26 protein-coding genes and 1 pseudogene are annotated in these 23,212 nt (G+C 36.7%); 16 read left to right on the top strand and 11 right to left on the bottom strand.

Annotated elements, in window-relative coordinates; genetic code table 11:
* Positions 1 to 3 precede the first annotated feature (3 nt).
* Positions 4 to 1,083 (top strand): alpha/beta fold hydrolase, encoded by a 1,080-nt coding sequence (locus tag QFZ87_RS20355; protein WP_309865550.1) that lies wholly within the window; start codon positions 4 to 6, stop codon positions 1,081 to 1,083.
* Positions 1,084 to 1,139: 56 nt separating this feature from the next.
* Here QFZ87_RS20355 and QFZ87_RS20350 read toward each other — a convergent pair whose 3' ends face one another.
* Complete coding sequence (locus QFZ87_RS20350; protein WP_309865548.1) at positions 1,140 to 1,922, bottom strand: alpha/beta fold hydrolase; 783 nt, start codon at positions 1,920 to 1,922, stop codon at positions 1,140 to 1,142.
* Positions 1,923 to 2,070: 148 nt separating this feature from the next.
* Between QFZ87_RS20350 and phaQ the strand changes: the two genes are divergently transcribed.
* Both phaQ and QFZ87_RS20340 read left to right on the top strand, forming a co-directional pair.
* Entirely contained in the window at positions 2,071 to 2,511 is a 441-nt protein-coding gene (phaQ, locus tag QFZ87_RS20345; RefSeq protein ID WP_308080407.1) for a poly-beta-hydroxybutyrate-responsive repressor, read from the top strand.
* Positions 2,492 to 3,091, top strand: coding sequence for a hypothetical protein (locus tag QFZ87_RS20340; RefSeq protein ID WP_309865543.1), 600 nt, complete (start codon positions 2,492 to 2,494; stop codon positions 3,089 to 3,091). Before phaQ ends, QFZ87_RS20340 begins: the two co-directional genes overlap by 20 nt.
* Positions 3,092 to 3,167: 76 nt before the next feature.
* On the opposite strand, the gene QFZ87_RS20335 is transcribed toward QFZ87_RS20340, so the two are convergent.
* Both QFZ87_RS20335 and QFZ87_RS20330 read right to left on the bottom strand, forming a co-directional pair.
* Positions 3,168 to 3,521: a hypothetical protein gene (locus tag QFZ87_RS20335; RefSeq protein ID WP_309865540.1), complete on the bottom strand. Its 354-nt coding sequence runs from the start codon at positions 3,519 to 3,521 to the stop codon at positions 3,168 to 3,170.
* 71 nt (positions 3,522 to 3,592) lie between these two features.
* Positions 3,593 to 3,937: a DUF6114 domain-containing protein gene (locus QFZ87_RS20330; RefSeq protein ID WP_396133979.1), complete on the bottom strand. Its 345-nt coding sequence runs from the start codon at positions 3,935 to 3,937 to the stop codon at positions 3,593 to 3,595.
* 38 nt (positions 3,938 to 3,975) lie between these two features.
* Between QFZ87_RS20330 and QFZ87_RS20325 the strand changes: the two are divergent.
* Both QFZ87_RS20325 and QFZ87_RS20320 read left to right on the top strand, forming a co-directional pair.
* Positions 3,976 to 4,341: pseudogene (locus QFZ87_RS20325) on the top strand (response regulator transcription factor); the annotation flags it as partial.
* Positions 4,342 to 4,535: 194 nt separating this feature from the next.
* Positions 4,536 to 5,366 (top strand): undecaprenyl-diphosphate phosphatase, encoded by an 831-nt coding sequence (locus tag QFZ87_RS20320; protein ID WP_309865537.1) that lies wholly within the window; start codon positions 4,536 to 4,538, stop codon positions 5,364 to 5,366.
* A gap of 45 nt (positions 5,367 to 5,411) precedes the next feature.
* Here QFZ87_RS20320 and QFZ87_RS20315 read toward each other — a convergent pair whose 3' ends face one another.
* Positions 5,412 to 6,221, bottom strand: coding sequence for a glycerophosphodiester phosphodiesterase (locus QFZ87_RS20315; protein WP_309865535.1), 810 nt, complete (start codon positions 6,219 to 6,221; stop codon positions 5,412 to 5,414).
* 247 nt (positions 6,222 to 6,468) lie between these two features.
* Between QFZ87_RS20315 and QFZ87_RS20310 the strand changes: the two genes are divergently transcribed.
* The 3 genes from QFZ87_RS20310 (at position 6,469) to QFZ87_RS20300 (ending at position 7,452) form a co-directional block, all read left to right on the top strand.
* Positions 6,469 to 6,573: a YjcZ family sporulation protein gene (locus QFZ87_RS20310; protein ID WP_308080398.1), complete on the top strand. Its 105-nt coding sequence runs from the start codon at positions 6,469 to 6,471 to the stop codon at positions 6,571 to 6,573.
* 22 nt (positions 6,574 to 6,595) lie between these two features.
* Positions 6,596 to 6,739 carry a YjcZ family sporulation protein gene (locus QFZ87_RS20305; protein WP_308080397.1) on the top strand — a complete coding sequence of 48 codons (144 nt, stop codon included), beginning with the start codon at positions 6,596 to 6,598 and terminating at the stop codon, positions 6,737 to 6,739.
* Positions 6,740 to 6,900: 161 nt separating this feature from the next.
* Positions 6,901 to 7,452, top strand: coding sequence for a cell wall hydrolase (locus QFZ87_RS20300; RefSeq protein WP_309865530.1), 552 nt, complete (start codon positions 6,901 to 6,903; stop codon positions 7,450 to 7,452).
* Positions 7,453 to 7,462: 10 nt separating this feature from the next.
* Here the strand turns inward: QFZ87_RS20300 and QFZ87_RS20295 are convergent, their stop codons facing one another.
* From QFZ87_RS20295 to QFZ87_RS20285, 3 genes are all read right to left on the bottom strand, one after another.
* Positions 7,463 to 7,885, bottom strand: a complete 423-nt coding sequence (locus tag QFZ87_RS20295) for a YkvA family protein (RefSeq protein WP_309865528.1) — start codon at positions 7,883 to 7,885, stop codon at positions 7,463 to 7,465.
* A gap of 103 nt (positions 7,886 to 7,988) precedes the next feature.
* A complete protein-coding gene (locus QFZ87_RS20290; RefSeq protein ID WP_309865525.1) occupies positions 7,989 to 9,728 on the bottom strand; it encodes an AAA family ATPase in 1,740 nt (579 codons plus the stop codon).
* 134 nt (positions 9,729 to 9,862) lie between these two features.
* Entirely contained in the window at positions 9,863 to 10,114 is a 252-nt protein-coding gene (locus tag QFZ87_RS20285) for a hypothetical protein (RefSeq protein ID WP_309865523.1), read from the bottom strand.
* Between the two features lie 187 nt (positions 10,115 to 10,301).
* On the opposite strand from QFZ87_RS20285, the gene QFZ87_RS20280 reads away from it, so the two are divergent.
* The 4 genes from QFZ87_RS20280 (at position 10,302) to QFZ87_RS20265 (ending at position 14,603) form a co-directional block, all read left to right on the top strand.
* Entirely contained in the window at positions 10,302 to 11,882 is a 1,581-nt protein-coding gene (locus tag QFZ87_RS20280; RefSeq protein WP_309865521.1) for a peptide chain release factor 3, read from the top strand.
* 156 nt (positions 11,883 to 12,038) lie between these two features.
* Positions 12,039 to 12,512, top strand: a complete 474-nt coding sequence (locus QFZ87_RS20275) for a hypothetical protein (RefSeq protein WP_309865518.1) — start codon at positions 12,039 to 12,041, stop codon at positions 12,510 to 12,512.
* A 295-nt stretch (positions 12,513 to 12,807) separates the two neighbouring features.
* Positions 12,808 to 13,554, top strand: coding sequence for an RNA polymerase sigma factor SigI (gene sigI, locus QFZ87_RS20270; protein ID WP_309865516.1), 747 nt, complete (start codon positions 12,808 to 12,810; stop codon positions 13,552 to 13,554).
* A complete protein-coding gene (locus tag QFZ87_RS20265) occupies positions 13,551 to 14,603 on the top strand; it encodes an anti-sigma factor domain-containing protein (RefSeq protein ID WP_309865513.1) in 1,053 nt (350 codons plus the stop codon). The genes sigI and QFZ87_RS20265 overlap by 4 nt, the downstream gene beginning before the upstream one ends.
* A gap of 40 nt (positions 14,604 to 14,643) precedes the next feature.
* Here QFZ87_RS20265 and QFZ87_RS20260 read toward each other — a convergent pair whose 3' ends face one another.
* Both QFZ87_RS20260 and QFZ87_RS20255 read right to left on the bottom strand, forming a co-directional pair.
* Positions 14,644 to 14,847, bottom strand: a complete 204-nt coding sequence (locus QFZ87_RS20260) for an alpha/beta-type small acid-soluble spore protein (RefSeq protein ID WP_309865511.1) — start codon at positions 14,845 to 14,847, stop codon at positions 14,644 to 14,646.
* A gap of 112 nt (positions 14,848 to 14,959) precedes the next feature.
* On the bottom strand, positions 14,960 to 15,316 hold the full coding sequence (locus tag QFZ87_RS20255) for a DUF3905 domain-containing protein (protein ID WP_309865508.1): 357 nt from the start codon (positions 15,314 to 15,316) through the stop codon (positions 14,960 to 14,962).
* 133 nt (positions 15,317 to 15,449) lie between these two features.
* On the opposite strand from QFZ87_RS20255, the gene QFZ87_RS20250 reads away from it, so the two are divergent.
* Positions 15,450 to 15,614 carry a hypothetical protein gene (locus tag QFZ87_RS20250; protein WP_309865505.1) on the top strand — a complete coding sequence of 55 codons (165 nt, stop codon included), beginning with the start codon at positions 15,450 to 15,452 and terminating at the stop codon, positions 15,612 to 15,614.
* A 138-nt stretch (positions 15,615 to 15,752) separates the two neighbouring features.
* On the opposite strand, the gene QFZ87_RS20245 is transcribed toward QFZ87_RS20250, so the two are convergent.
* Positions 15,753 to 17,489, bottom strand: coding sequence for a B12-binding domain-containing radical SAM protein (locus QFZ87_RS20245; protein ID WP_309865503.1), 1,737 nt, complete (start codon positions 17,487 to 17,489; stop codon positions 15,753 to 15,755).
* A 399-nt stretch (positions 17,490 to 17,888) separates the two neighbouring features.
* On the opposite strand from QFZ87_RS20245, the gene QFZ87_RS20240 reads away from it, so the two are divergent.
* From QFZ87_RS20240 to QFZ87_RS20230, 3 genes are all read left to right on the top strand, one after another.
* Positions 17,889 to 18,902, top strand: a complete 1,014-nt coding sequence (locus QFZ87_RS20240) for a 2-oxoacid:acceptor oxidoreductase family protein (RefSeq protein ID WP_309865500.1) — start codon at positions 17,889 to 17,891, stop codon at positions 18,900 to 18,902.
* On the top strand, positions 18,902 to 21,196 hold the full coding sequence (locus tag QFZ87_RS20235) for a thiamine pyrophosphate-dependent enzyme (RefSeq protein WP_309865498.1): 2,295 nt from the start codon (positions 18,902 to 18,904) through the stop codon (positions 21,194 to 21,196). The genes QFZ87_RS20240 and QFZ87_RS20235 overlap by 1 nt, the downstream gene beginning before the upstream one ends.
* A gap of 127 nt (positions 21,197 to 21,323) precedes the next feature.
* On the top strand, positions 21,324 to 21,908 hold the full coding sequence (locus QFZ87_RS20230) for a DUF2087 domain-containing protein (protein WP_309868004.1): 585 nt from the start codon (positions 21,324 to 21,326) through the stop codon (positions 21,906 to 21,908).
* A 39-nt stretch (positions 21,909 to 21,947) separates the two neighbouring features.
* Here QFZ87_RS20230 and mtnK read toward each other — a convergent pair whose 3' ends face one another.
* Positions 21,948 to 23,132: an S-methyl-5-thioribose kinase gene (mtnK, locus tag QFZ87_RS20225; RefSeq protein WP_309865495.1), complete on the bottom strand. Its 1,185-nt coding sequence runs from the start codon at positions 23,130 to 23,132 to the stop codon at positions 21,948 to 21,950.
* Between the last annotated feature and the right edge of the window lie 80 nt (positions 23,133 to 23,212).

Genomic DNA, 23,212 nt, shown 5'->3' with positions numbered 1-23,212 from the left:
AAGATGAGTGGAAATTCAGCGCGTTTCAATTTTATTCCTCAGCTTGATCTTGAAAAGGAAGCATCAAGGTGGAATCAAGTTTATAAGGTTCTCACAGAACCTAAACCAGATATTAAACCAACACAAAGAGAAGTTATTTGGAAAAAGAATAAATCAACCTTATATTTTCACCCGGCAAAAGATAAAAAATATCAAATTCCTTTATTCCTAGTTTATTCGCTAATAAATAAATCCTATATTTTAGACGTGGGTGAAGGTAGCAGTGTTGTGGGGGAGCTTACAGAGCGCGGATATGATGTATACTTCTTAGACTGGGGCTCACCAGAGTATGAAGATAGTGATATTACCCTGGATGATTACATCTTAAATTATCTTGAAAATGGCGTGAAGCGTGCACTTAGGCATTCTGGTGCAGAGGGTATATCTTTGGTGGGCTATTGCCTGGGTGGTACCATTTCAGCTATCTTTACCTCTATTACAAAACTACCAATAGTGAACTTGCTTCTTGCGACAGTTCCCATTGATTTTAGTGTGGGAATTGTGCCGGATAAATGGTTAAAAGGACTACAAAAGGGAACCATCGACTTTAACCGCTTCTCAGATGTATATGGGGTCATTCCATCTGAATTTATGTACCTCATGTTTAGGGGACTTTCACCCGTCTATACTAGTCCATGGATTAACCTAATCACCCGCGCACATGATCCACACTATGTGGAAAAATGGCGAAGGATGGATAAATGGACAAAAGATACAGCCTCTTTTGCAGGCTCAGCCTTTAAGCAGTTATTTAATGATTTTTATAAAGATAACAAGCTCCTAAAGGGGGAGTTGGAAATTGGCGGTAGGAAGGTAGATTTAAAGAATATTAAGTGTCCAACGTTTGTGTTCTCGACCTCTAGAGATACACTTGTATTAGAAAAGCAAAGTCTACCTATTATGGATATGATTTCAAGTGAAGATAAAACATATCAAGTGTTTGAGGGCGGGCACGTTGCACTTGCCTTAACTGGTATGTTTGCTAAATTTGCTGATCAGTGGCTTTCTACTCATTCAAAAAAAATTCAAGAAGTAGCTGAATAATTTAAGAGGAATGAAATAAATTAGTAACGGGAAGGACAATGCACTTCCCGTTATTCTTATGCAATTAGTTTTTGTTGATTAAGGAACCTACGCAGTAGGTTATTAAAACGGGCTTTAGCTTCAAGTTTAGCAATGTGACCAGTATTTCTCATGATGATAAACTCGGAATGTGGAATTAGCTTGTGCATGCATGCTTGAATCCAGACAGGTAGAACAGAGTCATACTGACCGCCAATAATTAGTGTTGGAACGCTAATTTTTGGCAGTAAAGATAAGTTATTCACATCTAGACATGTGTTTAAGGATTGTAGAAAAATTTGGTGTTTTGGGTGAAAAGAGTGTCCAAATATTTCTTTCATTTCCTTATTCCATGAATAAAGTGCCATTTTGGATATAAACTCTGTTTGTTTACCTGCAGCGGTAACGGATTCAAATTTAGCTTTTCGATTATTAAATAACAACTTTTTTAGTTTTTTCGGGAAAAAGTGAAAGGTGCTAATCAACAAGAGAGAACGGCAGAGGTTGGGTGCTTGGCGGTAAATTTCTTGTGCAACAGCTCCACCCATTGATAAACCAAGAATGTGAGCGTTTTCAATTTCTAGCTCCTTTAATAAACCAATGATATCCAAAGCGAAATTCTGAATAGAAATACCATCCGTTTTTGTACACTCTCCATGACCTCTCAGATCTGGAATAATAAGCTCGAACTGATCAGCTAACTCAAACTGATTTTGCCACCCTTCTTTCACTTCGCCTAAACCATGGATAAGGACCAAAGGTTCACCTCTACCTAAGTGCAAGTATGGTACACCGGATTTACTCCATTTGGCTTTTTCCATTTTACACCACCTTTTCATTTTTATTAAGTTTATAACCAAGTTTAGTATATTGTAAACCGATAAAATTTGCTTTTATCCATATTTATTTACAGCATTGACAATTTATTACTCATAGGTGTAAAATACATATAGGTGAGGTGATAAAGATATGGTGAATCAAGACAATCCAACCGTTAATCCATCCAAAAATTTTGTGTTGCCATTTATTTTATTACTTCTTAGTAAAGTTTCTTTGCACGGTTATGAACTTAGCCAAAGGTTGGAAGCATTCGGGTTCAAAACGCTTGACCAGGGAAATCTATACAGACTACTAAGACAACTGGAGAAAGATGAGCTTGTATCCTCTGAATGGGATACTACTGGAAGTGGTCCGGCAAAAAGAAGATATTCTATTACAAAAGCTGGGGTTACATATTTAAAAGGCTATGCCAATCAACTAGAAACATATCAATCCCTCTTAGATCAATTTTTTAAGATGTATACCAGTTTCCTTGAGCTCTATATTCCTTCATTTCAAAAGAAGGATCCCATAGAGAAAGTAAATAATAGAAAAAGGAGGAGGAAGGACGATGGCACAGAAGAAGAATGAAACGGTTCCATCTGTTGATGAAAAAGTGATGCCGCTTGCAGAGGAATCGATACCTGCCGGTTCGTTTGTAAACACATTTTGGGATCAGTTTGAACAGTCACGTGAGCGTGCGCTGCAACTTAGGGAAAATCGTGAGGATGCATATATTAATGCATTAAAAGAGGTAATTAAGTTCAATAAGCAGTACAGAAATTCAATTGCAAAACTGTATAATCAAACTAAAAAAACCAATAAAGAAATGGTTTCAGAATTAATGCATCAATTTAATGCAGGTAAAGAGGAACAGAAAGAAGAAGTGATTTTCTCTAACGATCGTGAAGAGCTTAAAAATCAGTTGAAAGAAGTATCTGGACAATTAGAAAAATTGGCTCTGACTCCAATTAAATCTGTCTTCCATATGGTTGAACGTTTGGAGGATAACTTTGAAAGAAATGCTGAATCTAGTATCAATTATGCCCGCGAACGCAGAAATGCATGGCTTGAAGTAAGAAAAGAATATATTAAATTTGCTCGAAACACACATTTAAACCTTGTTGAACGGGGAAAAAACAGTTTAAAAGAACTGGTCAAAACACCGTAACTATTATAGATAAATAAGGAGTTAATACAACATTGAATAACATAAAAATCCATCATAAAAGCTAGGACCACAATCGCTATTTAATAGTGAAGATTGTGGTTTTTTTATGTTCTATATAATGGAAGAAGTTGGTAACAGATAAACTTAAATTTTCAAAAAGAATCTTATCGTTAGATGTCATTCTAGTTGTAATTATACCCTTTGAAGTTTTAACCATTTTTTTAATGACTAAATCCTTACAAGTAAGGTTTTCAAAAGTTAAATTCAGCATAGACCGACTTTTTTCGATTGAGGTATTCCCGACAGACATTTCTGGAGTTTGTAGGGTTCCTTCCATTTGACTGGCTTCAATAATAAAACCAACCACGGATGGATTACTTGCATAACTATCTTTTGTCACAAAGAGAAGTGCGCTTAATGTAGTAATCAATATAATTATTATCTTATAAGTACTATTTCTATGTTTCAAAGCCATCACCATTTCTGCGAATGCTACAAATTTTAATCTGGTAAAATGTCTTTTCCTGATGCCACTTCTTTTTCAGTAATAGGGTCTAGGTGTGATTGTGTTTTTGAATCATGATCTGCCATTTCAGGTTTCCATGCAATTAACATAGCTCCACCAATGATTCCGAGAATGGTTCCAATTAGAAAGCCGCCTAATGCTCCCATGATCGACAAGACAGAAGCAAAAATAGCCAAAACACCAAGAAGAGTGGAGAGTCTTTGCATGATATAGGATAAAATTCCCATTAACAGCGTAAGGCCACCTAAAAAGAAGCCGACAAATAAAATACTTCCAGGGGCTGCAGCTACTTCATATAGCTTTGCAGGTACCCATAATATGATTAGTCCAGAAAGAATTTATCCTACTGCATTACAAAGAGGGGAAAATTATTGGTGGAGTCGTATTAGATAAAGGACCTGGGGAGCAATTCACAGTGGATACAAGTCTATTCCCAGCATTAATGAAATTCGGCCAAAGCTCTGGAGAACTTTTATCAAAATTTATTGAAGCGGATATTAAAAAGCCGGAATTACCAGAAGGTGATGTAATCTCCTTATCTCCAAGAGAAATTGAAATTATCAAGCTTCTCGCAGACGGAGCATCTACTGCTGAGGCGGCATTAAAGCTTTATTTAAGTGAATTTACCGTAAGAGACTATATTTCCAATATCATGAAAAGGCTGAATGCACAAAACAGGACTGAAGTAGCAGTAAAGGCAATAAGAATGGGAATTATACAATAGAAAGAAAAACAACCTGTTGAATTTGGGAAAAAATACCTGAAACTATTATAGAACAAACCACGTTATACTAGAGTAGAGCAAAAAACTATATACGAAAAAATTATTGCTATTCACTTAATAAGTGAGTAAAATGGTGGAGTTATTTGTCATAACTAAACATTCTAAAGCAATAAAAGTAAGGAGAAGTTAACAACATGGATTTACTTTTGTTTATTAAGGCAATTATCTTGGGACTTGTAGAGGGTGCAACCGAATTTGCACCAGTTTCTTCAACTGGGCACATGATTATTGTTGATGATTTGTGGCTTCAATCTGAAAAGTTTTTAACACAGCACGGGGCTAATACCTTTAAAGTGGTAATCCAGCTTGGTTCTATTCTCGCAGTTGTCGTCACTTTTTGGGAACGATTTTTTGACTTGTTAGGCTTAGGACGATTCAGAAAGGGACACGTGGAGAAACAAAGCCGTCTTAAATTAACCCAAGTTATTGTCGGCTTAATTCCTGCAGGTGTATTAGGTGTCCTTTTTAATGATTATATTGACGATCATTTATTTTCCACAGCGACCGTTTTGATTGGGTTAGTCATTGGGGCTGTGTTTATGATTCTTGCTGATTTAATTGGACCAAAAAATCCAAAAGTACAAACAGTTGACGAAATTTCATATGGACAAGCGTTAGCAATAGGACTTTTTCAATGTTTCTCACTTTGGCCAGGATTCTCCCGTTCAGGTTCAACGATATCCGGTGGTGTTTTAATGGGGATGAGTCACCGCGCCGCAGCTGACTTTACTTTTATTATGGCTGTACCGATTATGGCTGGAGCAAGTTTGCTATCATTGTTAAAAAACTGGCAGTATATGACAATGGATGCTCTTCCGTTTTTTATTGCTGGATTTATTAGTGCATTTATTTTTGCGTTATTATCTATTCGCTTTTTCTTAAAGTTGATTAATAAAATTAAGCTTTTACCATTTGCTATATATCGAATTGTACTAGCTATAGTTATTTATCTAATTTTCTTTTAGTGAAAAAAGACAGCTAATACCCAAATGGGGAAGCTGTCTTTTTTATTAAAGTAAATCTGGATAGTCACTTATCATACCATCTACAGAATAATACTTTAACAAATTCTTCTCACTTCTTTTATTCACTGTCCAAACCATCGTTTTAAACCCATGTTGATGAATTCGCCTAATGAGTCTCTTGTTAACCATAGTAACCTTAGGATTGACATAGGTAGCAAAGTGTACGTAGGATTCTAATTCTTTATTTGACAGTCCGTTAATCTTTGTTTTCTTTATTAATATTCCAATTGGAATCTTGGGAAGAAGGTGATGGAACCGTTTCATTGAGATTTGATCAAAGGATTGAACAATAATTTGATTATTGTCCCCAGAAGCAAGGCCCCTTTTCAATAGTTCATTAGCTACTTTCTCTTCTATACCAGGATATAAGTTTGGCTTTTTTAACTCAATTAATAATCCAACCTTTCCAGCATACGTATTTAGAAATTCGTTAAATGAAGGAATCCGTTCCATAGAAAATTCCGAATGAAACCAGCTTCCTGCATCGAGTGACTTAAGTTCCTCTAAGGTAAAATCCCTTACTCTTCCTTTCCCGTTGGTTGTTCGGTTAACTGTTGGGTCATGGATAATAACTAATTCGCCATCCCTTGTCATCTGAATATCGATTTCAAGGTAATTAGCTCCTAGCTCTAATGCCTTGTTAAAGGATGCAAAAGTATTCTCCGGACAATATCCAGCTGCTCCTCGATGACCTATCTTTATAAAAGAATGACCTCTCCGTTCTTTAATTAACCCGCTTACCATACGATAAGCCACCATAAATAAGAAGAGTATAATTGTTGCAATTGACCTCAAACCATTGGCTCCTAACTATTATGATTTGTGAACATGGTAAGAAAAATGATTATAAATGTCAACTTTCTAATGGTTTTCTTCGATGAACAGGAATAATGGACAGACATACTACCGTTATATCTGCCTTGTACATAAATAATGGGCTTATTCTTTTTATTTAAAATGTACGAATAGGGATATATGTCTATCGCACATTTTTATCTAGGTGAATATAGATATATGGAATTAAGAAAAGGAGGTAATGTAAATGTCTGGTGCAGTAGGTGGCTATGGCGGCGGATTTGCCCTTCTAGTCGTTTTATTTATTTTGTTAATCATTATTGGTGCTTCTTGGTGTACCCCATTCTATTGATATTATAAAAGGAGGAATTTAAATGTTTGGATATGGCTATGGTGGCGGATTTGGCGGTTGTGGAGTAGGTTATGGTGGTGGATGTGGTTTTGGCGGCGGATTTGCATTAATCGTCGTTTTATTCATCCTTTTAATCATTGTAGGTGCAGCTTGCTTTAGATGGTAGGAGAAAATGAATAGAGGCATTAATATTTGCCTAATCGAAAAGCAAGGATATTTCCTTGCTTTTCCTTTTTTTCCATGGAAAGTTTTTGAGGTTGGACAAGCTGTAGATTCATGTTACGGTTAATGGGTCGAAAAAATTAAAGGATAAAGGGGGACATAATAATGATGAAGCGTATTGTTTCTTTTTTATTATCTGTCATCGTATTCTTCATCCTGCTGAATAATCTTAATTTACCTTTAAACGTTAATGCTAAAAATCTCGATAAAACGAAAGCTCATAAAGTGACCAAACGTGAAACGTTAAGGGAAATATCTAATCAATACGGTAATTCAAAAGATGAATTAATAAATATGAAAATTACTGAGAAAGAAAAAGACTTGTTAGCAAGGTTAGTGACAGCTGAAGCGAATGGAGAACCCTATCAAGGTAAGGTTGCTGTCGCAGCTGTTGTGCTTAACCGTTTAGAAAGTGAACAATTTCCAGATTCAATTCAGCAGGTTATTTATCAAGATAGACAGTTTCAACCCGTTGATAATGGGATGATTAATAAACCAGCAGGGGAAGAAGCAAAAAAAGCAGTAGATGAAGCAATTCATAAAGATGGACAAGTAACGGATGCACTTTATTTTTTCAATCCTGATGAGACTGACAGTAAATGGCTGCGTACAAGACCTGTTACAGAAGAAATAGGAAACCATCGCTTTGCCAGTTAACGAAAACCCGCTATAAATCGAGCGGGTTTTTGTCTATTACTGAGGGGTTTTTCCATCTTTGGAACCCTTCTAACTCTTTGCTAATCTTTTTTAATGTATAGCCAATGACGGCTGCATCGTCTATAATTCCTAAACCAATGATAAAATCAGGAACAAAATCAAGTGGAGATACAAAATACAGAATGGCTCCTATAACCGTAACAATAGTACCTTTTGAAACATCTTTATATTCACCTTTAGAGTAGGCTTTGATTAGATCGAAAAATAACTGAAGCTTTTCTCGTGCTTCCCCTAAAATTTCTTTCCTCTCATTTGCCATTCTTATTGCTTTATTAAGCAATCCAAGTGTTTTTTTCGGGTTGTCAATGTAGCTCCGTGCTTCCTTGTTGTAAACTTGTTGTTCTTTTTCGAAAAAGAAGTTTTTACCGAACATGCCCTTCACTTCCCTTATTCCGGATTTTCACTATAGTTTACCACGGAAATCATAAATCAAAACTTCCTAAAGAGAAAAGAGACTGATTTAAAGTCAGTCTCTTTTAAGCTAATACGAGGTTATCAACATTTGATTTCGTGGAATTCCATACGATGGCTTCCACTTCTGAACCTTCTAGTGTTTCGTTCTTTAATAAAGCATCAACTAATTGCTGATACTGATATTGATGACCTTTAAGAAGATTTTCTGCTTTTTCTAAGCCTTTTGCAAAAAGTTCCTGCATTTTAGCCTCTTTATCTGAATTAATAAAAGTCAAAGTGAAACCATCTTCAAGCAAGCCTGTATCAACCATTTGTTCAATGAGTTGTTTTGCTTGCTGTACGTCTCCGCTCACACCAATACTATGTTCACCCAGGATTAATCGTTCGGCAACACCCCCGGCTAACACCATGGCAACACGGTCAAGTAAATCAGAGTATGTTGATAAGTGAAGTTCTTGTGGAATCGGTGCCACATATCCAAGTGCTTCTCCACGTGGAATAATCGTGGCCTTTCTGACAGAACCGGGCTTTGTTAACGAAGCAACAATTGCATGACCAGCTTCGTGGATGGCAACCCTCCGTTTTGTTTCATGGTCCTTTAATGAACGAGAGGTACTTCCAAGGATGGTTCGGTCTAAGGCGAAGTCAAGATCTTGTTTTTGGATCCTATCTTGACCGTTTCGAACAGCTCGTCTACTTGCTGTTTCAAATAGTGACTGTAACTCGGCGCCAGAAAAACCAGATGTACTCTCTGCTAAATCATCTAAAGAAGAATAAACATCTTCTCCTAGAGCTTTTCCCCGTGTATGAATATTAATGATTTCTCTTCTTCCTTTTGTGTCTGGCAGTGTTACATGGAAAGAGAAGTCAATTCTGCCTGGGCGAAGAAAGGCTTCATCCAGCATGTCTTTTCTGTTAGTAGCAGCGATAAATAAAATACCATCATTTACATGACCACCGTCAAGTTGAACAAGGAGTTCAGTTAAGGTTTTTTCGGCTTCCTCGCCGCCATGTGCTTTCCGTCTCCCTGCTAGTGCATCTACTTCATCAATAAAAATAACTGCAGGAGCATGTTTTCTTGCTGTTTGGAATAATGAACGGACGCGACTTGCACCTACACCTACAAATAGTTCATTAAAAGCTGAACCACTCGATGAGAAGAAAGAAGCATTTAGTTCACGAGCAATAGCCTGTGCTAACAATGTTTTACCAGTCCCAGGAGGGCCATACAACAAAATTCCTTTTGGTGGTTTAATTCCTAATTTTAATGCACGATCTGGCTCTTTCAACGTAGAAAGAGTTTGTAGTATTTCTTCTTTCATTTCTTCGCCAAGTCCACCAACGTCTTTTAGATTAATTGTTGGTAAAGGGCGGGATTTAGCCACACTGTTTTTCATTGAGTTAGTCAGGCCGAAGCCGCCTTTTAATTTTTGAAGGGTAATAGCAGCACCAGTTAGTAACAAAATCACACCGAGCAGTACCCATTTTGCGTAAGGGCTACTTGTGGTATAGGAATATTCTATATTATATTTTTCAACTAGTTTTTCTACCATGTGACTGTTAGGTGGAATATGTGAAGTGTATTCCTCTTTACCAGCTTTTAAATAAAGACTACCATCAGGTTGTTCTATGAGGGTAACGGACTTTCCCTTTTGTGCTTTAATTGTTTCTTCTACTGAAGAGAAAGGGATCGCAATCTCATTACTAGTCGATTGAACAAACCAAACGATACCGCCAATAATTATGAGTAACGCTGTGAACAGCGGTATAAGCTTTGAAACTATTTTTTTACTTTTGTTCATATTTTTCATCTCCTATAACAGAGTCATACTCTATTATAGAATCATTTCCAATAAAATGGATGTGGGAATCAGTGGAAGAGTTAACACTGTAGCTATAAAAAAGAGGCTAACATATTAGTCAGCCTCAATATTAATTAGGATAATAAGCGAAGATGAGGAATAATTGGCATTAATACACTTTGAGCAAGTACACCAATACTTACACCTGCACTAGATGCTTTACTCCATTTAAAAACATGAACTTTTTCGTCCTTTCCTTCATACAAAAATAATAGTTGCTCTCCTTCTTCGGCGATACCAATTTTATTAAAGGACACGTTATTCTGCACTAGGACAGCTTCAAATGCTTTGCGTAATAAATCTAAGTCGATTGTTGTAGTATCCATAGTTCCTCCCAAATACGAACATTAACGGCATTAAATAACCGCTTACCTACATTATATTCTTTTCCTTAACTGGATAAAAGAAATAATGAAAGCAGGTGAATTGAAATATTGCAAAGTTCACGTTTGAGAGATAAGATTGAACTTATGGACAAAAAATTTATTTATTGTCAAAAGAGAGGAAGAAAAGATGGGTAACAATTTTAAAGAAGAAGTATTGTCGCGCCGAACATTTGCGATTATTTCCCACCCGGATGCCGGAAAAACGACACTAACGGAGAAATTATTATTATTTGGTGGAGCCATTCGTGATGCAGGGACAGTAAAAGCCAAAAAGACAGGTAAGTTTGCTACCAGTGACTGGATGGAAATTGAAAAGCAACGTGGGATTTCCGTCACTTCCAGTGTAATGCAATTTGATTATAACGGTTTCCGAGTCAATATTCTGGATACCCCTGGACACCAGGATTTCAGTGAAGATACGTATAGAACGTTGATGGCTGTTGATAGTGCAGTGATGATTGTTGACTCTGCAAAAGGGATTGAAGAACAAACGCTTAAACTATTTAAAGTATGTCGCATGCGTGGTATTCCAATTTTTACGTTTATTAATAAGCTTGACCGTCAAGGGAAATCACCTCTTGAGCTTCTTGCGGAATTAGAAGAGGTCTTGGGTATCGAATCGTATCCAATGAATTGGCCAATTGGAATGGGAAAAGAATTCCTTGGTATCTATGATCGATTTAATAATCGTGTAGAACAATTTCGTGTAAATGATGACGAACGATTTATTCCATTAACTAATGAAGGTGAAATAGCGGGCGATCATCCGTTAAAATCATCAGGGCTTTATGACCAGACATTAGATGAAATTATGCTTCTTAATGAAGCGGGTAATGAATTTTCAGCAGAGAAAATTGCAGCTGGAACCCTGACGCCAGTGTTCTTTGGAAGTGCATTAACAAACTTTGGTGTACAGACGTTTCTAGAGTCTTACTTGCAATTTGCGCCACCACCAAAAGCACGTAATTCCTCAGTAGGACAAATTGACCCGCTAGGAGAACAATTTTCAGGTTTTGTTTTCAAAATCCAAGCAAACATGAATCCAGCACATCGGGATAGGATTGCCTTTATCCGCGTTTGTTCTGGTAAATTTGAACGGGGAATGACCGTTAATATCCCGCGCTTAGGAAAACAAATCAAGCTTTCTCAATCTACCTCATTTATGGCTGAAGAAAGAAATACAGTTGATGAGGCAGTTAGTGGTGATATTATTGGACTGTATGACACAGGAACCTACCAGATTGGTGACACCATTACAACAGGTAAGGACAATTTCCAATATGAAAGACTGCCTCAATTTACACCAGAATTGTATGTTAGGGTTTCAGCCAAAAACGTAATGAAGCAAAAATCCTTTTATAAAGGTATTCAACAACTTGTTCAAGAAGGTGCGATCCAGCTATTTAAAACGGTTAGGATGGAAGAGTACCTTCTAGGTGCAGTTGGACAGTTACAATTTGAGGTTTTTGAACATCGGATGAGAAATGAATATAATGCCGAGGTATTGATGGAACGAGTGGGTTCAAAGATTGCCCGTTGGGTAGAGGGTGATGTAGTGGATGAAAATTTATCAAGCTCAAGGAGTATGTTGGTAAAAGATCGCTTTGATCATTATGTATTCTTATTTGAAAATGACTTTGCCCTTAGATGGTTCCAAGAGAAAAATCCTACGGTTAAATTATATAATCCTATGGATCAACACGAATAGAATAAACTCAAAAAACAGCGGGAAAATAATTCTCGCTGTTTTTTCCATAAAGTTGGGAAAATTTATGTTCAATCCTGTTAATTTGGCATCAGACTGGATAAGCTATATTGAACAGTTATTTACTTAAAAAAAAGCCTAAAGAAGCGGGATATCACTATGAAAAAGATGAGCAGATTAGAGGCCGTTTTATGGAATATAGCGTTTCCAGGTTTCAGCCAATTAATCATTGGTCAATATTTTAAAGGCGTGTTATTTGTCATATTAGAAATAGTTGTGAATGTTATGAGCAGATTTAACCGAGCGATTATGTACAGCTTCCTAGGTGAAATCAAAAAGGCTGAAGCTGCTATAGATTATCAATGGCTTATGTTCTATCCATGTCTTTATATGTTTTCTATGTGGGATGGCTACCGTTCTGCGATGCCTGATAATGAAAGATATTCTTTTTTGCCATTTGTATCTTGTGCTTATTTTGTCACGGTTGGTTTAATGGTGTCACCTAAAGTATCTATTTTTCAAATTCATCCCGGTCCAGTTTTTTTACCAATGCTGTTTGTCATTCCTGGGTTACTAGTTGGATTCCTTTTTAAATACTTATTGACTTTTTTTAACAAAAAACAAATGGGTTAATGGAGAGCTTTAGATCAGCATAATCTGGTTTAAAGCTTTTTATTTGGGAAAATTTTTTCATAAACCCCCAAAACTGTCTAAGCTGTCACGTAATAATGTAGTGAAAAGGCGATCGCAATAAACGAAAGAATGAGGGATGTCTAAATCGTATTTAACATAATAACTTTTTTTCAAGCCTAAACAATAAGTGAGGAAAAGATAGCCATTCTTGGAGTTATCTTTTTAAAATTGCTTTACCCCCATAAAGTCCAAGGTAACGTTCGTATGTTATAATTGGTCGAATAGAGGTGAGCAAATGCTAAGTTTATTGTTTATGGCCAAGAAGAAAAAAAGAACCTTGGAGGAAACCGTCCTTCAAATTCAACAGGGCGATCAGTATCTACTGGACGAAATTATTGATGCCTACAAGCCTTTTATTGCAAAGACTGTATCTTCCGTATGTAGACGATATATTTATGAAACTGATGATGAATTTAGCATAGGGCTTATTGCATTCAATGAAGCAATTGAAAAATATTCCCCAGAACGTGGAAGCTCTTTGTTGAGTTTCTCTGAAGTAATCATTAAAAGAAGAGTCATTGACTATATACGTAAACAAACTAAAAATCAACATATTAGTATAGATTTAACTAATTCAGCCCAAGATGAGGAAACAGCAGGAACCATTATTGTTAATGAGCTTTCTCTTGATGATTATCATAAAAAGAATGATGAACAATTAAGAAAAGATGAGATTATCCATTTTCAAAACCTATTAACTACTTTTGATTTAAGTTTTAGTGATTTAGTTGAAAATTCTCCGAAGCATGTGGATGCAAGAAGGAATGCCATCCTCGCTGCTAAATTGTTAGTAGCTGACCCGGAATTAAAGAATTTTTTACTTGAAAAGAAACGGCTTCCTATTAAGCAGCTTGAAACAATGGTTAATGTGAGCAGAAAGACAATCGAGCGGAATAGGAAATATATTATAGCTATTGCTCTTATCTTATCGAGTGATTATGTTTACATGAAGGATTATATTAAGGGGGTGTTAGAGACATGAAAAAGGGAATTATAATGGAAATAAATGAAGGTTTTTTAACGCTTTTAACCCCCGAAGGTGAGTTTTTACAATCAAGAAAACAAAATCAGCCCTATTCACTGGGAGAAGAAATTTATTTTTTTCCGATAGAAAGCGTGAATGGCTTTAGAACAAAACGTTCGATAAAAAATATGTTTAAGTTAAAAACTGCATGGGCCGTTATCGCAGCACTTATCCTTTTTATAGGGTCATTTATTCCCATGTATCAAAATAATAAGGCCTATGCCTATATGTCTATTGATGTAAATCCAAGTGTTGAACTTGGCGTGAACAAACAAATGAAGGTTGTGGAACTTACTGGCTACAACAAAGAAGGAAAAGAGATTATTTCACATCTAAAGAATTGGAAGAAAGAAGATGTTTCTGAATTAACAAAGATTATTCTTTCTGAAATGAAAAAGGGTGGATATTTAAAAGATAATCACCAAGTCCTTATTTCTACTGTTCGTTTAGAACAACCTGAACAAAAAGTAGAAGATCAACTTCAGAGGAAATTAGATAAGATTGAAGCATCTGTTAATAAAGAAAAGTTAGAAGTAATAGTTTTAACGGCCACTAAAAAGCAATTACAAAAAGCGCATAAGCAAGGTATTACTGCTGGGAAGTACCAAGAAGAAAAACTTCAGACCTCTAGAGATAATTCCAAGCAAGATAACGTAAAGACTAAAGAAGGTACAAAAGAAAAAAGTAATATACCGGCTCACTCTCCAACTGTTAATTCTATGCCTCCAGGACAACAAAAGAAGCAACCAGAAAATAGCGTTGACGAGTCTTTTAATGGTAATGTAAGTGAAAAAAGTAATTTGGGCAAAAATGCGATTTCTCCTGGATATCTGAAAAGGGTAGAAGAGGAAAAATTAAAGCAAAATCAAGGTCAAAACAAGAAACAAACGAATACACAGGATAAGAATAAAGAGCAAAAGGAAACAAATCAGGTGGAAAAAAGTAATTACCATAGTAATAATCATGGTAATAATGACAGCAATAATAATAAAAATAAAAATAAGTAAAGTCCGGTGTTAAAACCGGACTTTTTCCATTTGTATGAAATTATTCTTTCGTAAATTGTCCAGAAAGTTGGGCTTGAGCTTGTTGTACCAGCCTTTTAGTAATTTCTCCGCCAACTGAACCATTTGCTCTTGAAACTGTATCTGAACCCAATTGAACGCCAAATTCTTGAGCTATTTCATATTTAACCTGATCTAGGTACTGTTCAATTCCAGGTACTAATAGTTTATTGCTGCTGTTAGCCATTCCAATTCAACTCCTTCTTTTATCCAGAGGATTCTTTCCTCTGTAAAAGTATTATTTATTTTTTTTATCGGTTTCATGAGTGGAAATGTTTTTCGTAATTGGATTTTATATTCTAGTCCGTCCCTTTACTTACATCCTTTGTAGGGTGCATAAATGGAACAGCTTGTGGCTTTCGTTTGCTTTCCAGTAATTCCCGATTTTCGGTTGTATTCCATCCAATATCATTCGTTGGGTGAACCCATTCATCACCAGCCATAATTGATGGGTCTGTATCCTTGGACCAATTCTCTAATGGTGAGTTTTTAGAAGCGTATAAACTGTCTCCGATCGTAATGCCATGTGTGTTGACAAAGGGGTCCTCCATCTTTATTCCAGTTCCTTCAAAGCTTGGAGCATTTATTTGATGTGGCATGGTTTCGTTTATTGCAACGTCTTCAATTGACGGTTTAGTATCTTTAGAATGTTTCATCACTCATCACTCCTTTTTACTATTATTTTCTGCCTGTAGTTGTTTTTTATTTATGAAAAATAAGGAAGGAAAAGAATGAACGTATTTTGTTAAAACTAAAGTTGTAGTAATTAACTTTTAGGAGGGTTTCTGTATGGCAAAACGTAAAGCAGAATTTGATGCTGTAAGCAAATATTCTAAAACACCTCATAAAAATGTTCAGGAAAGTGAATTCTCAGCAGAATTTACCGACAACAACAACGCAATTAGGGGAGCAAATCGCAATTCCAAGCAAGGTAAGAAGGGTAGAAGTGAATGAAAAGTCGTAGAAAAACTCCTCCGCGTATCCCAGTTGAGGAATTTAGTGTGGAATATGGTGATGTAAATGGGAAGTCGCTTTACGAAACAAAAAAGTCCAATAAAAAAAATAAATAAGCCGGGTTCTCCCGGCTTATCGTTAGGTTGTAAATATAAGCGTTCGATTGTTTGTAGGATCGAAATAAGCCAATAAACAGGAAGGCTGTTTTTGGATTTCGCCCGTTGCTAAATAACCTTTTAAATCGAAAGAAATTTCTTCTAGCATCGTGTGTTTAAATAATTCCTTTTCCTCAAGGTTTAAATCAATAAATTCGTTTCCTAAGAGGTTAGGGTTCTCAATAAACCTTTTATATAATTCTGTTCGACTATTTTTATCATAGCTTGCTTCCCACCAAGGTTTTCTTGGTTTGTATTTATGATTGATTAAATAATCATATTTCATTAAATCTGCAACTACGTCAAGGTTTTTCACTTCTTTTTGTTCAAGGAAAGAATATAACCTACGGAATAAGTCCTCTAGCTGATGACCAATTCTTGACCAGCCGCGTTCATCCCAATAGCTACCAAACTCTTGAAAGAAATCAAATGGAGAAGGAAAAACATGTTTGACCAAGTATTCAACTGTATGATCCATCCTATGGTCATTCCAATATTTTTCTAGTACATCTTCAACTTGTTTAATCCTTACAATATCGTCAAAGGAAAGGACGTTGTTGCTTAGAATTTCATATGGAGAATGGTCCATGTATACATATTGATGTTGTTCAGCACGCAATCGAACTCCAGTGCCGCGAAGCATTTTTAAGAATCCTAATTGTAATTCCTCGGGCCTCATCTCAAAAACATCGTTAAAGGTTTTTCGGAAAGATGCATAGTCCTCTTCAGGTAATCCTGCAATTAAATCCAGATGCTGATCGATTTTGTTGCCTTCCTTTACCATTGTCACCGTTCTTGTAAGCTTGGCAAAGTTTTGTTTCCGCATGACTAATTCATTCGTATAGTCATTTGTAGACTGAACCCCGATTTCAAATCGGAAGAGACCTTTTGGTGCCTCTTGGTTAAGGAATTCAATTACTTCCGGCCTCATAATATCGGCAGTTATTTCAAATTGAAAAACTGTTCCAGGTAGATGCTCATCAATTAAGAAACGGAACATTTCCATGGCATAGCTACGGCTTATATTAAAGGTACGGTCAACAAATTTAATCGTTTTTGCTCCGTTTTCCATTAGATACCTTATATCAGATTTAATTTTTTCTCTATCAAAATACCTTACCCCTACCTCAATGGATGAGAGGCAAAACTGGCAGCTAAATGGACATCCTCTACTAGTTTCTATATAAGTTACCCGCTTACCTAAGTAAGGGATATCTTCAGGAAGTCGGTAGGGAGACGGAAGCTCTTTAAGATCTAGCTTATTCATTTGTGGTGTTATGATAACCCTATCCCGAGAACGATAAGCAATACCGGGAACGTTACGATAATCATTATTCGTTTCGATTTCTGTGAGTAACTGTTTAAAGGTTTGTTCACCTTCACCGATTACAATAAAATCGACCTCTGAGTGTTTTTCCATCCATTCCATCGTATCGTAGGTAACTTCAGGTCCCCCTAAGACGATTAAAATAGAGGGGTCAATTTTTTTAAGCATATTGACTACTTTGAGTGTTTCTTCAATGTTCCAAATATAACAACTAAATCCAATAACGGCCGGTTTGGATTGATAAAGGTCTGACACAATGTTCATAACCGGGTCCTTAATCGTATATTCTTTGAGCTGTATGGTAAATTCGGGAGCGGCATAAGCCTTTAAATAGCGAATAGCAAGGTTGGTATGGATGAACTTTGCATTCAATGTAGAACAAATTACATTCATAAACTGGCTCCTTTTCAATGATAAAACAAAAAATAATTATATCTTATTTTCAACCAAAAAGATAGCAGACAAACAGGCTGTAAGATTATGGATCCATATTATCTTCTTATTATCCACTAGGTTAGAGCTGTTATATCACAAATGTAATGCTGTTATATAATTGAATAATACTAATTAATCCAGTCATATTAATGTTTCTTCGGAAAAATATAAATGTGTTTCAAAAAAATTCTCTTATGTTTGACTTTTGTCACAGCTTAATATATTTGAATGTCTTACAATGATCGTGGGGAAGTTAATTTTTTATGACATTTTCAAGGTATTTTTATGAACGAATAAGAGTAGCGCAAAAGGCTCAAAAGCCATGTGTATACTTTTTTAACAATGGGGAGGGACATTATGTCTATTTTACCGAAAAAAAATGAACTTGGATTTTTTGAAATTCGCCTTGAATCAATCGGAGGCTTAGGTGCAAACCTAGCTGGAAAAATGTTGGCGGAAGCTGGTGTTCTAAGTCTTGGGTTGAAGGGTTCCAACTTTTCATCATATGGCTCAGAAAAAAAGGGTTCTCCTGTAAAGAGCTTTATCCGTTTTTGTGAACCAGATGTAGAAATTAGAGATCATAGTCCAATTGAACAGCCACATATCGTTGGTGTTTTCCACGAAGCCCTATATAAGACAGTTAATGTTGTCAGTGGCTTAGGTGCTGAGGGAATCGTACTAGTAAATACAGAAAGAGAATTTGATGAAGTAAAAAGGGATTTACAACTAGAAAATGGAACTTTGGCCATTATTGATGCCTTAAGTATTGCGGTTGAAGAAAAAACAAAAGTAAATACAGCGATGCTCGGTGCTTTATACCGAATACTAGACTTTTTAGATCCAGAATCAATGAGAGATGTTATACGTAAAACATTTACAAAGAAATATCCTCATCTTGTTGAACCAAATATTCGTACGTTTGATCGTGGATATAATGAAGTGAAATTTAAAACCTATGAAGTTCCAGAAGGGGCGGAGGGTAAAGCCTTCACTCGTCCACTTCCGATGCTAGGGTTTACAACCCAGGAAATCGGAGGGGTTTTAGTTTCACAAGCAAATAGTATTTTTAAAGATTTAAGTGGTTCCCGTCAAGGTTTCCTTCCAGAATTCCAGCAAGAAAAATGCATACATTGTGCTGCTTGCGACAACGTATGTCCTGATTTCTGTTTCGTTTGGGAAGAAGGAGAAGATAAGCGCGGCAGAAAGCAAATGTTCCTTAAGGGAATTGATTATCAATATTGCAAGGGCTGTTTAAAATGCGTAGAGGCATGTCCAACAGATGCGCTCGGAGATCTTCGTGAAATGATTGGGTATGCAGACGCTAACCGCGTGAAGCAAAACTTTCCTTATGTTACAGGAGGTAGTTTCTAATGGCAACTTTAGAAGATAAATTAACAACTCAAGCGATGGCTGAACAAATTTCAACTTTTGAATCAGGTAATGAAATGGCTGCAATGGCTGCTGCTCAAATCAACTATCATATCATGGGGTATTTCCCAATTACACCTTCTACTGAGGTAGCGCAATTCCTAGACCAAATGAAGACTCGTGGCGAGCATGATATCAAATTAATCCCTGCAGATGGTGAGCATGGTTCAGCGGGTATTTGCTACGGTGCTGCTGCTACAGGCGCTCGCGTATTTAATGCAACGAGTGCTAATGGATTATTATATATGATTGAACAGCTTCCTGTTCAGTCAGGAACTCGTTTCCCGATGGTAATGAATTTAGTTACACGCTCCGTCAGCGGTCCACTTGATATTCGTGGGGATCACTCTGACCTTTATTATGCATTAAACACGGGCTGGGTTATTTTAACAGCCAAAACACCGCAAGCTGTTTATGATATGAATATTATGGCACTAAAAATTGCCGAGCATTCGAAGGTACGCTTACCAGTTATTGTAGCGTATGATGGATTCTTCACTTCACATCAAAAGCGGAGGGTGGAATTCTTCAAAGATCGCCGCGTAGTACAACAGTTTGTTGGGGAATGCCCAACAGATTACAATTTTGCTAGAGACCCTAAAAAACCAGTTACCATTGGTGCACATATGAGCGGTGATGATTTTATTAATAATCACTTCCAACAATCCGAAGCCATGTATAATGCTGGTGAGGTATTTAAAGAAGTAGCTGCTGAATATGCGAAACTATCCGGTAGAGAATACCCAGTTCTTGACTTATATAAAATGGAAGATGCAGAAGTGGCGTTATTTTTATTAAATTCCGCAGCTGAATCAGCTAAGGATGTCGTTGATCAGCTTCGTGCAAAGGGAATTAAGGCAGGAGTCATTAGTCCGAATATTATTCGCCCATTCCCTGCGAAGGAAATTCGCGAAGCACTTAAAAACGTGAAATCGTTATTAATTGGGGAACGTGCCGATTCTTATGGTGCAAATGGCCCTAATTTAACACATGAAGTGAAATCTGCTCTTCAAGATGACCGTAATAATCAAACAATCGTTTTAAGTCGTGTTTTCGGTCTTGGAGGAAAAGATTTCTATGCAAGTGATGCTGAGAAATTCTTTGAAATGGCTATCGATACGATGGAGAAAGGCTATGCCGAAAAACCATTTGATTACTATGGTCATATTCCAGGTAACCCTGAAAAGATCCTTAAGCCGGTTATTTTACCGCAACATGGCGATGTATATAAATCCGGTCTAATCGATGTGAAAATGGATGAGGAAACCAATAAGTTAAAAGTGAAAATCCCACCGCTTCGGGCTCTTACTGGTAAACCAAAGAGAATCGCTTCTGGTCATGGAGCTTGTCCAGGATGTGGAATTTTTGCCGGCCTTGAGCTATTCTTCAAAGGGATAGAAGGAGATATTGTTACTCTATTCCAAACAGGTTGTGCATATGTTACAACAACCGCTTATCCGCATACATCTCATAAGCAAACGATGATGCACAACTTGTTCCAAAATGGTGCTGCAACCTTATCAGGTACAGTGGAGGCTTTCATGGAATTAAAACGCCGTGGTGAGATTCAAGTTTCTGATGATGCTACGTTTGTAATGATAACCGGAGATGGCGGTATGGACATTGGTATGGGTTCTGCCATCGGTACTGCTCTTCGTGGACATAAACTAATCATGCTTGAATATGATAATGAAGGTTACATGAATACGGGCTCTCAAATGTCCTATTCTACACCAATTGGCCATATGACAAGTACTTCTGGTGTTGGTAAGACACAGAGAGGAAAAGCCTTCCATCATAAGGACACGGCTCAAATTATGGCTTCAACTAATATTCCTTACGTATTTACAGGTTCAGAAGCGTTCCCACAAGACCTTATCAAGAAGGGTGCAAAAGCACAGTGGTATGCGCAAAATGTCGGAACGGTGTATGGAAAACTTCTAATCACTTGTCCACTTAACTGGAAATCTGATGACCGTTACGGTGCAACAATCATTGAAGCGGCTGTAAATTCCTGCTTCTTCCCACTTTATGAAGTAGAGCAAGGAGTTACAACGATTACGTATAACCCAGAAGAAAAGAACAAACGAATTCCACTGGCTGATTGGTTAAAATATATGGGTAAAACCAAACATTTGCTTAAAGATGAAAACAAGCCAATCTTAGAAGATTTTGAAGCAGAAGTAGAAAAAAGATGGCAGCGTTTAAAAGCTAAACACGAAAGTCCAATGCTATAAGTTAGATCGAAAAAGCAAAGTGTCATGTGCACTTTGCTTTTTCTTTTGATTTTCTTATTGACAGAAAAATTAAAGTTTGATATATATCTAATTAGATGAATATCGAAATTAAGAGGTGTATACGATGATGCAGCTAAACCGTTTAGTAGCGTTTTATAAAACAATGGGTGATCCAACGAGGGTCAGGATCGTTGCTCTTTTAGCTAAGGGTCCTCTTCATGGTCAGGCGATCGCAGGTAAACTAGGATTAACGCCACCAACCATCACACATCACTTGAAAAAACTGAGGGAAATTCATGTGGTATATGAAAGAAGAGATAAAAATACGATTTACTTCTATTTAAATGAATCTATGATTAAACAACAAGCACAGGTATTAACGCAGTTACTTGAGAAAAAAGGAGAGGAGCTGGGGAACATGGTGGAATCTAGTTTAGAAAGACAAAAAGTTCTAGAGAATTTCTTTACTAAAGATGGGAAGTTAAAAAGCATTCCTGCTCAGAGGAAGAAGAAATTAATCGTCTTTGAACATATCGTAAAAGGGTTAAAAGCGGGTAAAAAATACGAAGAAAAAGAATTAAACGAGTATATCAAACAATTCCATGATGATTATGCAACCATACGACGGGAATTCATAATCAATCATTACATGTATCGGGAAAATAGTATATACGAACTAAACCCAGAAGAAATGTGGGCAAAACCACAATAAACAAGGAGGTTGACCTTCTATAAGTCAACCTCTTTGTTCCTAGAGTGCTTCTCTGACTGTACGAATGAACGCAGTGAGGTCTTTTATTTCTTTTCTCTGTTTGACAAGGATTTTTCCAAGTTCTAAAGAATGACGCTTCGCTGCTAATCTTGTTTGCTCATCCTCAATTCCATCCAAATCCGCTACATGGGCGAGTCCGATGGTTCTTCTGATCAACTCACATCCAGCAAAGCCGATTGTATCCTCAAAGAATTTAGCAAGCTGAAAGCGTAAGAACGAAGGGGTCTTAGCTAATGGTTCTTTGTTTTCCGTATTCCATAATTGTGAATATTGCTCTTCAAAGACATTCCAAACAGTTTCAATATGAGTGATAAACAGTTCACATTTTGGCACATTCACAATGACTTGGAAGAGTAAATTAGCAAAAACTTGACCAATGTCAAAACCAGCAGGTCCGTAAAAGGCAAATTCAGGATCAATTACTTTTGTTTCGGAATCGTCAGCAAAGACACTTCCTGTATGCAGGTCTCCATGAAGAAGTGATTCCGCTTCTGTTAAGAAACTTCTTTTTAAAACATTAACATGAAACTTTAGCTCCTCGTCCTGCCAAAGAGCTTCCACCACTGGACGCAGGTCAGATTCAAATTCATTTGTTTCTGCGTCTAAAAATGGATCTGTAAAAATTAAATCCTCAGTAATCTTGCATAGCTCTGGATTAATAAATTGCTGAACTTTTGCCTTTTTCTCCGCTGGAGTTAGCGCATAATCTGAGGTGAAAAATAAAGTTCTAGCCAAGTACTCACCTAAATGTTTAGAAATGAGGGGATAGGTCGCACCTTTTATAAATCCTGTTCTAGCAATTAAGAGATGGGATAAGTCCTCCATTACAGTAACAGCTAAAACATCATCTGTGTAATATACCTGTGGTACGAAATTTGGAGCAATCTGACCAAAAGTTTTTAAGGCTTCTGCTTCAATTTTCGCCCTTTTAAGTGTTAATGGCCAACTTTCACCCACGACTTTTGCATAAGGGAGAGCTTGTTTGATAATGATACTTTTTCCAGAATCTTGATCGACCAAGTGGAATACAAGGTTAAGATTGCCATCACCAATTTCCTTACAAGATAGGTTTGCTTTTTCAGAGAAAATATTTAAATTAATTGATAACTCGATAGCAGCTGCTTCAGTTAAAGGTTTGTACGTTGTCTGTTTTAGTAGACTCAAAATAAATTCCTCCTTATTTTGGAGGCTCTGTTGTACTTTACGCACAAAAAAGCCTCTTTCTTGTCTGAAAGAGGCTAGAA

Origin of the sequence: Bacillus sp. SLBN-46, from assembly GCF_031453555.1 — a bacterium.
GTDB lineage: Bacteria > Bacillota > Bacilli > Bacillales > Cytobacillaceae > Neobacillus.
This window is presented reverse-complemented; position numbering and strand designations above follow the sequence as displayed.